The organism is Oleidesulfovibrio vietnamensis, from assembly GCF_055388115.1.
The window spans coordinates 3,249,021-3,260,862 of the sequence record NZ_AP042419.1 but is presented as its reverse complement, the minus strand read 5'-3'; the positions used below and the strand labels follow the sequence as shown (position 1 = coordinate 3,260,862).

The following is an 11,842-nucleotide window of genomic DNA, read 5'->3' as shown; positions in this document are numbered from 1 at the left end:
AGCCTATCAATTTTCATACATCCATAATGTAGAATACAGCTCTCCCCACGTTGAAAAAATCATTGAAGACTGCGACAGCAAACTAAAATTGGCAAATCATGATTACAAGAATGAAAAAGTAAGAGGGGTTTTTCTGCCACTTTTATTAGGGACATTGCTATTCCTCGAAAGTCGCATGAACCTAACTAGAGGCAGCCATCGTGGAGTGAGCTATCTGTTCCAAGAATCTCCTCTCCCAAGTGAAAGAGACCTTCAAGAAGACTACTTCATCTTTATGCACAGCAACCTAAGAGGGATAACTGTCGAACGCTCTGACGTAGCAGGGGGGAGGGCAGACGTTTTATTTGAAAGCAAAGGAATAAGAACTGCTTCTGAACTAAAGAAGGAAGAGATTAGTTGCTCTTTTGAAGACATTGAAAACTGTTATGCAGCTCAGGGTGTTGAATATCAAAATACTAACATCAGACTTGGAATTCTCCTTGTGCTAGATTTAACTTTGAAAAATTCAGGAGTTGGGCATATTACGAGTCAAGTCTGTCAACGGCAGTTGAAAACTGACCCACTTTTCGTTTCGGTCGGCAACTGAATTTTGACCCACCTGCCTCAGTTGTTTTTTCCGAACACGCCGGATTTGATTTTGTCTTTCAGCCGGTAGCTGTCTCCCTTGATCTGGATGACATGGGAGTGGTGCAGCAGCCGGTCGAGCATGGCTGAGGTCAGGGCCGTATTTCCGGAAAAGACGGTCTCCCATTCGCCGAAGCTTAAGTTGGAAGTCAGTATGATTGAACCTGACTCGTACCGCTTGGCCACCACCTGAAAGAAGAGGTTTGCCTGGTCGCCTGTCATCGGGAGATAGCCGACCTCATCCACAATGAGTAGGCTCGGCCCGCTGACGGAGCGTTTCATGGTCTGTGCGTAGCGGCCTTGCCGGATCGCGGTCTCCAACTGGAGAATGAGGTCTGCCGCCGTCGTGAAGCGGACCTTGAGACCGGCCTCAGCCGCACGCAGGCCAAGAGCAATTGCCAGATGCGTTTTGCCGACCCCGCTGGGGCCAAGCAGCAGAACGTTTTCCCTGCGCTTCAGGAAGGTCAGTCCGGCAAGCTCCTGGATCAGTCTCTTCGGAGCCCCTGCGGCAAAGGAAAAGTCATATCCCTCAATGGTCTTTGGTGCCGGGAATTTCGCCATACGCGTCATTACTTCACGGCTCCGCTCTTTGCGGAAGGCCTCTTCCGCCCGCAAGACCTCTTCGAGAAACTGTATGTAACTCTTCTCCTGCCTGACGGCCGCTTCCGCAAGCTGGTCATAGCAGTTCGGCACAGCGCATAGCTTGAGCTTTTCACAGACCGAAACCATTCGTTCGTGCTGGAGGCTATCCACTACGCACCTCCCTGAAGGAAGCGGTCATAAAACGCTGGGGAACGCTGAAGCATCTCGACAGGCCATGTTCCCAATTTGCCGGTGCCATCCAGAAGGCAGGCAGAGTCCTGCCGAATTGTTTTCGGCAACGGCAGAAGCGACTCTCGCTCCTCGAGGAACCGCCTGTCAGGGCGCTGCCCGGTTGTCTTGTGCTTTCTGCAGTTTGCCACCTCCCGGAGCCACTTGCCGACTTCAAGGTTGGCAGTCAGCGCGTCCAGCTTCAGACCGGAGTTGGCGAGCTTTGTCACCAGGGGCACATAAAAGCTGTTTCGCAGATAGTGGTTGAAACGCTCGACTTTGCCTTTTGTCCGAGCCCTGTACGGCCTGCAAAGCCGGGGCGTGAAGCCGTAGTCCGTCGCCAACTGCCGGAATGCGGAGTGAAAGCGATGTTTTCCGGAGCCATAGGCATCCCGCTCAACAACTACCGTTTTCATGTTGTCGTACAGCACTTCCTGGGGAATACCCTGAAAAAAGGCAAACGCATTCTCATGGCACTTGCGAAGGCTGGCAAAGGTCTCGTCCGTGACGAACTCCACATACGTAAGGCGGCTGAAGCCCAAAGTAGCCACAAAGGCAGAAAGCGGTTCCTTCCCTCTCCGAAATACGCACCAGTCAACCTGCATCTGTATGCCGGGGGCCGTCTCGAACCGATTGTCCGGCTCGGGAGCCGGAACAGGATACAGACCGCTGACATAATATCGGACAAGACGCTCGGATCCCGCATATCCCTGCTCGACAATCTCACGAAAGATAACCGTCGCAGGCAGCCTGTGTGGAGAAGCCTGCCGCACCCGTTCGTCGATGTAATCCTTGAAAGGATCGAGCTTTCCGGGCTGTTTCGTCTGACGCTCGTAAATCGGCTCGCTTGAATCGCGCAGGTATTTACGAACCGTATTGCGTGAAATTTCAAGTTCTCTGGCGATCCACCTGATCGACTTTCCCTGCCGCCGCAAAATTCGAATTTCCATGACTCCTTCCTTGGTAAGCATCGCGCCTCCTGACGGAGGGCATCAGTTCTTCCAAGGCGGGTCAATTTTCAGTTGCCGAGGTGGGTCATTTTTACATTGCCGCTGACAAAGTCAAAGTTACAGATATTCTCAGGTCAGGAGAAGTAAGCCCAAGGTCCTTGGTGATAGTTAAGGTTCCAGGAAGGCGCAAGACTCCCAGTGCGCTTTCGCGATAGTTCTTCTTCAGACTAAAAAAGCGAGGTTATACAAGTGTATCAGAAAGCAGCGTTGACAAAAAGGCTCCTCTTTGCGCTTAAAGATGGCAAACTCTTAGTGTCAAATATGTTCACAGAAGATGGCAATGGGAAGAAGGAGAGCTTATTTTCGGCGTACATACCTGAAGAAAAAGATAGAGATGCACTTTGGGATGAAATCAAGAGCAAGAAAGTAAATGGTAGAACTTGCCACGTCTTCGACAACGAAGAAGAATATATGGATTTCTTTGGAAATCTACTTAATATGTAGACTTCGCAAGAGATAAGCTGAATGGTCGGAGTAACATCTCACTTGCTCGTATTTTTTCTGGTCTCTGACCCAACGCATTTGAAAGTGGGTTTGGCGTCTCGGAGAACCTCGGTTCTCCGGTCGTAAGCTTCCCCGTCAAGAGGACAGTTGAAAAATAGAGTTTCCAGCGTTGTTGGATAAAAACTCGGAGGGTGTCAGGTCCCCGAGAGAGTCATGGGGCCGCTGTTCGTTGTATTCAATCTTCCACCAGTGGGTGATCTCCCGGACCTCATTCAGAGTCCTGAAGAGATAGAGATCAAGCACTTCGGCGCGATATGTCCGGTTGAACCGTTCAATGTACGCGTTCTGATTAGGTTCTCCGGGTTGAATATATTGGATGCTCATTCCTGCCGACTCGGCCCAGGCTACGAACTCACCGGAAAGGAATTCCGGTCCGTTGTCCGTCCTTAGCACTTGGGGAAGGCCTCGTTCCAGGCGTAGCCGTTCAAACACTCGGATTAGCCGCCTTCCGGTAATGGACGTGTCAATTTCGACGTGCAGCAGTTCGCGGTTGAAGTCGTCAATAACGTTGAAGGTTCGAAATCGTTTCCCCGCATAAAGCGAGTCGCTCATGAAGTCGGCAGACCACGTCAGATTGGGCTGGGCCGGGATCGACAGCGGCTGCTTAGTGCGTTGAGGCAATCGCTTTTTTGCCCGGCTCTTCAGGTTCAGCCGCAGCTCGCAGTAGACGCGATATACCCTCTTGTGGTTCCAGCAATGCTTGCGACGCAGTACCTTGAAGCACTTCCAGAATCCCCAGCGAGGGTGTTTGTCGAGTAACGAGTTGATCGCCTCGACGACTTCGTGATCACGGCTCCCACTTGCAGGCAACCGATAATAGGCCGTCCTGGATAAGCCCACACAGCGGCAACTGCGTAGTATGGACAGATTGTGCTCGACAGTCAGATAAGCGACCGCCTCGCGTTTCCCGGTCGGCCTTAAAGCTTTTTTTCGATCAGATCCTTCAAAGCACGGTTTTCGAGGGCCATGTCCGCATACATCCGCTTCAACTGCGCCAGCTCAGCCTCCATATCCTTCATCCGTTTCAGATCGGAAGCCTGCATGCCTCCATACTTGGATTTCCAGCTATAATAGGTGGCGTCGGAAATACCGTGGACGCGGCAGATGTCTTTGACTTTGATACCGGCTTCGCCCTCTTTGAGGATCGAGAATATCTGCGTCTCAGTGAATCGTGATTTCTTCATGAAAGTCTCCTGACGGGGATATGCCAGAAAACTCCAGTTTTGGCCTGTGTCTTCTTAGGGGAAGCTTACGAAACAACCAGAAAAGGGGCAAAGCTTATACGAAACGATGTTACCCTTCATCGATTACTTGTCCGGAATGACTGACAACTTTGCCACACATATTGCTCAGCAAATCCAAGGGCAGGCAGCCCCAGACATTAGCCGATAGTAGCTTTCGGGTGGAGGTCTTTCCAATTGCGACATCTCCATCTTGATTTGGCTCAGGACCCTAGTTTCCACCTCTTTCCTGCTGAACTGGTGTTGCTTGTTCAAGGATTCGTGCGACATTCAGCAGTTCTTGCTTGGAAACTGAGCGTCCGCCACTCTGTACACGCTGGTTGTTAATGGCGGTCAACTCCGACGGATTGTCAATCAAAGATTCAACCAGCTCCAGAGGTGTCATTTCTTGGCCGTCGCGCTGCCAAGCAAGTTCGGGGGCCAGTTGCAGCAAGCGTTCGACAGCATGCATATTGCCAGACCAACTCGCGGTGTGCATGGGGGATCGGCCATCAACGGTAATATTGGCCAGGGAGCAAGGATGATCGAGCAGAGCATCTACGCAACTCTTCACATGGGACTTTGCCGCTGAGTGCAGCGCAGTCATACCTTGCCAGTCTTGGATATCTGGATCGGCACCGGCCTTCAGCATAGCCAGAACCAACTCGGTATCCCCATCCTCCGCCGCCAACATCAAGGGGGTTTGTCCTTTGAGATCGCGGATATCCAGCTGTATTGGAACCATCTCGGCCAGTTGCTTGATAAACTGTCGCCAATGCTCCAACATGGTTTCAAACCGCTGTAGGTCAGCCGACAATTCGGGAGGAGTCATCTGTTGTAACCACGGCAGTCTTTTTCGGAAACCTGTACGCATTTTCACCAGCAACATTAAAACCGAGTTCCCTTAGACGTCAGGAAGATTTGATTTCAAATATTGCCGATTAGCCTTGATCCACTCTTTCCAGCCGACTTGGTCACCGTCTGAAAACAACTCAATCAGGCTAGCGGTCATTTTCTCAAAGATTTTCAAAGACCGAGGTCTTTCTGTCGGGACACCGGGATATGTTTTATACAGAGAATCCCAGAAGTAATCAAAAACAGCGCGCGCAACTTCTTCGATAGGAGGAATCTGTTCGTTGTCTTCCAACATCCCACCAGCAAGCATTTCACGGAAATACTTTTCGTGGTTGTTGACGATCAGCTTCTGATTCGCCAATTCCACCGCAAAACAATCTCGGGCCACTTCCCCGCGCAATGGCCCATAATTACGCTCCTGCGCTGCCTCCAGAGCCTCCTTGAACAACTTTCCGGCACCGACGAAGTCGTTACAGGCCAGCAGGTGCTTAGCCTTGTACTGCAAAAGGGCTGCCCGCCAGAGGTCATACCCTTCAGTGGACTCGGCTTCATCGAGTAAAGCCTGAACCTTGGCCCGAGTGTCTTTCGACCAATTGTGGCGTTCACCGTTCAGGTAGCTACTCAGTTCAATAAGGATGGCCGGGATTGTTTCTGCGGGCGTTAAGGCCAGCTCGCGCAATCGCTGAATGGCAGCCGTTTTTGCACGAAAACTGAGGCTCGGATTAGGAGCTACTTGGCTGATGACCCAGTAGCGGTCCTCTCCTTGCACGGCTCGCCAAGGAGATGACTTTCTCATGCGTTCGATCAGGCGCAATTTACTCTGTTCTTCGTTTAACGCTGCTTCAGCACGCTCGATATTCCGCTTTAAAATGGACACAAATGACTGCTGGTCATACCCGATGTGATCCTCGAGTTCCCCCTCTGGCCGCATTTCGTAAAAAAGGCGAGTAAGGAGGTGCGCGACCTCCAGGTTCGCGGTGTCGTGGCATGAAGGCAGAATCGAAAGAAACAGACCGAACTTGTCCCAATCCGGAAGATGAGCCTCGAACCAGCTGTTCTCGGCGTCTGCTCCCTGCTCTCGACAGTTGCGCCACGCTTCGACGGTCAGATTATAAATCAGCTTGTAGATGTTGAACAACTGCAGCAGCTTGTTATTTTGAGGGTCCGTACATTGCCGATCCACGCCGGGGCAAAGGAATTTGAGCATGCGTACGTAGCCGTCCTGCACCATGCGTGCAAGCCGCAGGCGTTGACGGATGGTGTGATTGGATGGGGCTGCATATCTTTCGGCCAGACATTCGACAAAGGTCATCTGTACATTTTCATCGACATTGCCGTCGAGAATAGCCTCAAGGCAGCCAGGCTGGGTTATCGGGATTTCCAAACGCAGCCTGTCGGCAGTCAGCCCTTTGCGTTTCACAAAGTCTAAAGCACTGGAAAACTGCTCGGCAGGCGCACTATCCTCATTGGGTAAAAAAACGCCCTTGAAGTCCAGAACCGCGTCGTCAGAAAAATATTTATTAATGGTTTCGAGTTGGGGCGTGGTCGATTTACGCCAGTTGTAAAGAGAACGGCGCAGCCCATCCTCTTCTCCATAAGTCGACTCACTGTATTCATCAGCTAATTTTTCCAGCGGCATTCCCAGTAAATCCAGTAGCCAATCCACCACCTGAGCGACGGGTAAATACAAACTCGGCTGGCCATCCGATTTACACGGCTCGGGGAGATACCAGAATCGCCCCCCCGGCATGCCCTTGTCCAGAACCTCTTCAAGGCTCCAAAAGGCCACGTAGCGTGCTAACCCTGGCACAAAAAAGTAGCCCAACAACATCCAGAGCACCTGGCGTTGGTCGGCATTGAAGGTCCATGTGTTCAACTCGACGGTTTTATAGGCATTGGCGAACTCCACAAAATTCCCAAGGGCGCTCTCCCTCGCCTGGTCATCCATGTCTAGCGCATCAAAAATGCTCCGCATTATTTCAACGGCCATGGTTTCATGTGCCGCCAGGCTATCCTGTGCGGCAGCAAACTTAAGCTTTCTTTTTGTCTGATACGGCTTACCACCCAGACTTTGATGTATTTCCAGCATAATAGCTTCAGGTAAAGGCAGGGTACTCATTGTTTTCCTCCAAGGTTGTTAACGATGAGGCTGTTCTGACAAAAAGCATTGAACCGGTCACTGAAAGACTACGTCCCCCCCTCCCCCCAACCCCGCTCTTGTGTACTGAGGAAAATAGGGAGGGGGGAGTACGCCGTTCTTCATATTCAAGAAAGCGAGCTCATGACAGGAGATGCGGACCATACCAAAAGGAGTCCGCATCATGCACAACCTCACCTCTCTGGTGCTCAACTGGCACCTCACCGAATCCTGCAACTACCGTTGTCGATATTGTTACGCCATATGGGAAGCATCGATCCGCCACCGCGAACTGATCCGCGATCCTGAGCACACGGCCGTATTTTTGCGAGAACTATATCGATTCTTTGGCCCAGGCAACAGCCTTAATCCATTGGCAAAGCGCCTTAGCTGGAACGCTGTTCGCCTGAATCTGGCCGGAGGGGAGCCCGCGCTTCACTCAAGAAGACTCCTGTCCGTTGCCAACCAAGCCCGCGGTCAAGGCTTCGAGGTTTCTCTTATAAGCAACGGCAGCCTTCTGGACCATGAACTGATGAAGCGTCTTGCGCCGCTGTTGAACTGGCTGGGAATCAGCATTGATTCGGCCGTCGCTGCAACCAATGTCGAGATTGGCCGGGTGGATCGCTGCGGACGATTGATCGACCTAAACGAATTGGTCCTCAATCTGGAAATGGCTCGGCAGTCCAACCCCGGATTGCGCATCAAAATCAACACAGTGGTCAACCGACTCAACCACGCCGAAGACCTTTATTCACTGATTCGAAACCTGTATCCGGACAAATGGAAAGTTCTACGAATGCTGCCGGTGGTGAACGAACACCTAGCCGTCACCGACGAGCAGTTCGCTGCTTTCATTGCCCGCCACAAGCCCTTTGCCAACATTCTCCGCGCCGAGAATCATCAGGACATGCGCGAGTCCTACCTCATGATTGATCCCAGCGGGCGATTCTTTCAAAACAGTCCAATAGCGGGGCAGGGGTACGCATACAGTCAGCCGATCCTTGAAGTGGGTGCTGATGCTGCTTTCGCTCAAGTACATTTTGCCCATGAGCGGTTTTCCTCGCGCTATGCCCTTGACGTAAGGGGGGAAGCGATATGAAATACTGCTCCAACAAAGATATTAACCAATTGATCCGTCGCCTCGTTTGCCAAGGCTGGCGTTTCCGTCACGGGAGCAAACACGGTCGGCTGAGCCATCCTAGTGGCCGGCCAACATTGACCGTACCGACAACACATGGAGACAAACGTGTAACCTTCCCCTAAAATAGGATCATTCAAAAGGAGAGATTTCTGTATTTTTTTTATTTCTACCAGACACCTATGTTGTCAGTTCTCATCCAGCCGGTAGTTGCGGATTTTTTCATAAAGCGTCCGGCGGTCAATACCCAAAGCCTCGGCGGTTTTTGTCCGGCTCCAGCGGTGCCTTGCGAGTTCCTGTTTTACTATCCTTCTCTCAACTTCCGCCATTCTGTTTTTCAGCGTTCCGTCGGCACAGTCCGGCAAGCTCTCCCGGGATTCTTCAAAAATCTCCGGCGGAAGTTCGCCAAGCGTGGCGTAACGCATCGCCGCGTTGCGCAGTTCTCGCACATTTCCCGGCCAGTCATAATCCATGATACGCTTAAGCAAACGACCGGACATGGGGGGTGCTTCAGGATACTCGCCCAGAAAAAAACCGAACAATAAAGGTATGTCATTTTTTCTTTCGCGCAGAGGCGGAATATGCAGCGGCAGTACATTTATACGGTAGTAAAAGTCCTGCCGCATCCTGCCTTGGCTGACAAGTTGCTGAAGATTACGGTTTGTAGCTGCCACAAGTCTGAAATCAGGCCGTTGCAGCGCGTTGCCGCCTATTGGCTGAAATCCCGCTCCTTCAATCGCCCGCAACAATTTTATCTGCACAGAAAGAGGAATTTCACCAATCTCGTCAAGAAAAAGAGTCCCCCCGTGAGCCTGAGCAAGCAGGCCGTCATGATCAGATTCTGCGCCGGAGAAGGCGCCTTTTCGATGTCCGAAGAATTCATTTTCCATCAAGTTTTCCGGGATGGCACCGCAGTTTACCGAAATAAACGGGCCTGTCGCTCTGGGGCCTGCATCATGCAACGCTTTTGCGGCCAGTTCCTTGCCTGCCCCCGATTCACCAAGGACCAGTACGCACTCGTCTGAAACTGCTGTTTTGCGTATATTGCGGATCAGCTCTGTCAATGCGGCAGACCGTCCGACCAGTCCGAACGGAAACATGGGGCTTTCTTTCGGACCGGCACCGGCTTGTAAATCGGCGGCCTGCGCCTGTTCTGCCAGTTTTGCCGGCATTATCACGCCATCAAAATGTGTGGGATTGCCGTTATGATCGCAATGCCATTTGCCCATATGCGTAACGTAAAGGTCGTCGCCTCTGTCACGGCCAAGCAAATAGGTGAACCTGCAAGGCGTTGCTTCACGGGACGTAGCCTCAAGCTGCCCGCATGCTCTTTGCCTGTCGCAAGGATGGACCAGATCGGCAAAGCTTACAGGCCTACCTGTATGCAACAACCCTGCAGGAAAACCTAACAACTCTTCACAACACCCTTCTGCGTCGAGTACAGGATACTCGGGAGCGGCTCCCAGAGTGATGCAAACTGCAGGAAACGCGCTTTCAAGCTTTCGGAAGCTGTCTGATGGTGCCTCCTTGTGTGCTCTTTCCACTGCATAGCCCAGGCATAAAGTCCCTCTGGCCTCTTTATGGCAAATACGCAGCCCGCGTACCCAGATATTTTTTCTCCCACAATCTGTCGCTAAGAGCCGGTTGCAGCCTCCGGCTGCCTGCAGCCTTCTGCGTTCCGCAGCCGTAAAAAATGACAAAACACCCGGGAAAGGGTTCTGACATTGCCCATGGTGGGCTTCGGCAGGATGCTGTTCCGGTGCGGCATGAGCACTGCCCGCGACACGCCTGTCAGAACTGTTGTAGATGGCGAACGGGGTGCCGGTCGCTGCCAACGCCGCGCCAAGCTCTCCCAGAGCGGCATCTTCCGAAGGAAACGACAAATCGTTTTCAGCAAAAATTACAAGGTAGCCGTGTATATGTATATGCGAAGGGCCGAGGCGTACTATCTGCATATGGCTGATTCCGTCAGCAAACCTTACTGCTGTCGAAACCAAAGCTGTTGCTCCGGCCTGTGTGATGAGCGAGCTGATGTCAGTGTGAAATTCCAGCGCCTCAGCAAGGCTCTGCCCCTTATGAATCTGCCGGCGTATATCGGCAGGAATATGCTGCGCTCTTTCTACTAAAAGAGGTACTCCGTTTTGATCACAAAGGCAGTACCCGACGCGGGCGGTGGTTTCGAGAGTGCGTGCCATCTGCTTATATCCTGAAAGGGGCGGTTGTTGTCCGTAATGGCGGGGTTGTCTGTCGCTATCGATATTGACATTCATTATCTAAGTCAACATCACACCCCGCGATGCCGGTTCCTGAGCAACCGTCCACAGTCCAGAATAACCTCACTTCCGGAAGGCAGCCCGTATGGGAATAAAAACTCTCAAAACAGGTTGCGCAAGTCATTCGATCGAAAAACTATAAATTCAGATCGTTATATTAAAAGTACTAAAAAGCGGGAGGAAGACTTCTCATGTTGCATAAATAGAACAAAAAAATGAGTAAGAATAACATTTTGTTTTATCAGTATAAATTTAAAAATTGCGACATGGAACACTCTTTGCTGAATATGATAATCAAAAACATTATCGCATATGAGCTGCCTCAGGCCGCTTATGTTGCAAGGAGCATCCATGAAACAGGGTCCGAAGCTATTGCCGGTAATTTTTATAGGTGACCGTGTGGCAGATGTTGCCCGCGCTCTCGGGTGTTATCCCACCGCCATGATAGGTGGACAAATACCCATGATTGAGAAGGAGTTTCCCTTTGCACGACAGCTTGAATGCGTGCTTTGCGTCATGGGCAGCAAACGCAAGATACTGCTGCATGCCTATAAAAAGATGCAGATAGAGTATGTTGTCATTGAAAACACCAAGGATTCTCCTAATCCGGCCAGCATTGCCCCTGAACTGGAGGCTCAAGGACTCAAGGTTGCCGTTCTGGATTTCACCAGAGGAATGGAGCAGGCCATTCATGACGCTGGAAGAATTTTCAACATGCCGAAAAAGGCTGAAAAAGTTGCCTCAGACTACAAAGTGTCCCTTGAACAATCGCTTGCCAACCTGCCGCAACTGGGCAAGCGCGTTGTCACTTTGCTGGGCATCAGCAATCCTCAACGGTCTGATTCTTTTCTTCTGGCCGAAACCCCCGGCGGCTACATCGACAGCGCCGTTCTGGGACCGCTGGGTTGCATCAATGCCGCAGGACCAATGTTGAGTTCCACTGAAGAAACCGTCATGGACGGTATCCAGCTTCTGCGCTCCTTTACAGGACTTGAAGAAGCCAACCCTGATGTCATTGCGCTTACAGGTGACCCTCTTGTGGGCCAGCGCGCCCTACGCTCTTTTGTTCAAAAGCATCCGGAAACTGCTGCAACAATCCCCGCCTTAAAAAAACTGGAAATTTATGCATTACCACACTGTTGCAGTGCCAATCCCATGGAATATCCCCAAGCGCTAGCTTTGTGGAAGCAGGCACTGTCCGGTTAACAATCATATTATTGATCAGTTTTTCAGGAGCAAAAGAGGATGGCTACTATCTTTGGGGGGCGATT

11 protein-coding genes are annotated in these 11,842 nt (G+C 51.4%); 5 read left to right on the top strand and 6 right to left on the bottom strand.

Going from position 1 to position 11,842, the window contains the following annotated elements:
• Positions 1 to 88 precede the first annotated feature (88 nt).
• On the top strand, positions 89 to 586 hold the full coding sequence (locus ACZ5D1_RS14625) for a hypothetical protein (RefSeq protein WP_464555265.1): 498 nt from the start codon (positions 89 to 91) through the stop codon (positions 584 to 586).
• A gap of 17 nt (positions 587 to 603) precedes the next feature.
• Here the strand turns inward: ACZ5D1_RS14625 and istB are convergent, their stop codons facing one another.
• Complete coding sequence (gene istB, locus ACZ5D1_RS14620; protein ID WP_011368689.1) at positions 604 to 1,377, bottom strand: IS21-like element helper ATPase IstB; 774 nt, start codon at positions 1,375 to 1,377, stop codon at positions 604 to 606.
• Positions 1,377 to 2,405, bottom strand: coding sequence for an IS21 family transposase (gene istA, locus ACZ5D1_RS14615; protein ID WP_011368690.1), 1,029 nt, complete (start codon positions 2,403 to 2,405; stop codon positions 1,377 to 1,379). Before istA ends, istB begins: the two co-directional genes overlap by 1 nt.
• 228 nt (positions 2,406 to 2,633) lie before the next feature.
• Here istA and ACZ5D1_RS14610 point away from each other — a divergent pair, with 228 nt between their 5' ends.
• Complete coding sequence (locus tag ACZ5D1_RS14610; RefSeq protein ID WP_464555264.1) at positions 2,634 to 2,888, top strand: hypothetical protein; 255 nt, start codon at positions 2,634 to 2,636, stop codon at positions 2,886 to 2,888.
• 135 nt (positions 2,889 to 3,023) lie between these two features.
• Here ACZ5D1_RS14610 and ACZ5D1_RS14605 read toward each other — a convergent pair.
• From ACZ5D1_RS14605 to ACZ5D1_RS14595, 3 genes are all read right to left on the bottom strand, one after another.
• Positions 3,024 to 4,132, bottom strand: a protein-coding gene (locus ACZ5D1_RS14605; protein ID WP_464555131.1) for an IS3 family transposase whose coding sequence is annotated in 2 segments (ribosomal slippage) — positions 3,024 to 3,871 and positions 3,871 to 4,132 — 1,110 coding nt in all. Because the reading frame shifts where the segments join, the coding sequence is not laid out codon by codon here.
• A 268-nt stretch (positions 4,133 to 4,400) separates the two neighbouring features.
• Positions 4,401 to 5,057, bottom strand: coding sequence for an ankyrin repeat domain-containing protein (locus ACZ5D1_RS14600; RefSeq protein ID WP_464555262.1), 657 nt, complete (start codon positions 5,055 to 5,057; stop codon positions 4,401 to 4,403).
• Positions 5,058 to 5,072: 15 nt separating this feature from the next.
• Positions 5,073 to 7,142 (bottom strand): hypothetical protein, encoded by a 2,070-nt coding sequence (locus ACZ5D1_RS14595; RefSeq protein WP_464555260.1) that lies wholly within the window; start codon positions 7,140 to 7,142, stop codon positions 5,073 to 5,075.
• A gap of 202 nt (positions 7,143 to 7,344) precedes the next feature.
• Here ACZ5D1_RS14595 and ACZ5D1_RS14590 point away from each other — a divergent pair, with 202 nt between their 5' ends.
• Positions 7,345 to 8,259 carry a viperin family antiviral radical SAM protein gene (locus tag ACZ5D1_RS14590; protein WP_464555259.1) on the top strand — a complete coding sequence of 305 codons (915 nt, stop codon included), beginning with the start codon at positions 7,345 to 7,347 and terminating at the stop codon, positions 8,257 to 8,259.
• A 227-nt stretch (positions 8,260 to 8,486) separates the two neighbouring features.
• Here ACZ5D1_RS14590 and ACZ5D1_RS14585 read toward each other — a convergent pair whose 3' ends face one another.
• The gene (locus tag ACZ5D1_RS14585; protein ID WP_464556558.1) at positions 8,487 to 9,398 is read right to left on the bottom strand and encodes a sigma-54 interaction domain-containing protein; all 912 of its coding nucleotides are present in this window, start codon (positions 9,396 to 9,398) and stop codon (positions 8,487 to 8,489) included.
• A 630-nt stretch (positions 9,399 to 10,028) separates the two neighbouring features.
• Here ACZ5D1_RS14585 and ACZ5D1_RS14580 point away from each other — a divergent pair.
• Both ACZ5D1_RS14580 and ACZ5D1_RS14575 read left to right on the top strand, forming a co-directional pair.
• Complete coding sequence (locus ACZ5D1_RS14580) at positions 10,029 to 10,424, top strand: hypothetical protein (RefSeq protein ID WP_464555257.1); 396 nt, start codon at positions 10,029 to 10,031, stop codon at positions 10,422 to 10,424.
• Between the two features lie 498 nt (positions 10,425 to 10,922).
• Positions 10,923 to 11,777 (top strand): substrate-binding domain-containing protein, encoded by an 855-nt coding sequence (locus ACZ5D1_RS14575; RefSeq protein WP_027182264.1) that lies wholly within the window; start codon positions 10,923 to 10,925, stop codon positions 11,775 to 11,777.
• Positions 11,778 to 11,842: the final 65 nt, after the last annotated feature.

Bases quoted from the DNA above. Each gene is read 5' to 3' on its own strand.
- istA (WP_011368690.1), bottom strand. From the start codon at position 2,405: ATGCTTACCAAGGAAGGAGTCATGGAAATTCGAATTTTGCGGCGGCAG.
- ACZ5D1_RS14580 (WP_464555257.1), top strand. From the start codon at position 10,029: ATGGTGGGCTTCGGCAGGATGCTGTTCCGGTGCGGCATGAGCACTGCC.
- ACZ5D1_RS14575 (WP_027182264.1), top strand. From the start codon at position 10,923: ATGAAACAGGGTCCGAAGCTATTGCCGGTAATTTTTATAGGTGACCGT.
- ACZ5D1_RS14595 (WP_464555260.1), bottom strand. From the start codon at position 7,142: ATGAGTACCCTGCCTTTACCTGAAGCTATTATGCTGGAAATACATCAA.
- ACZ5D1_RS14600 (WP_464555262.1), bottom strand. From the start codon at position 5,057: ATGTTGCTGGTGAAAATGCGTACAGGTTTCCGAAAAAGACTGCCGTGG.
- ACZ5D1_RS14585 (WP_464556558.1), bottom strand. From the start codon at position 9,398: ATGTTTCCGTTCGGACTGGTCGGACGGTCTGCCGCATTGACAGAGCTG.
- ACZ5D1_RS14590 (WP_464555259.1), top strand. From the start codon at position 7,345: ATGCACAACCTCACCTCTCTGGTGCTCAACTGGCACCTCACCGAATCC.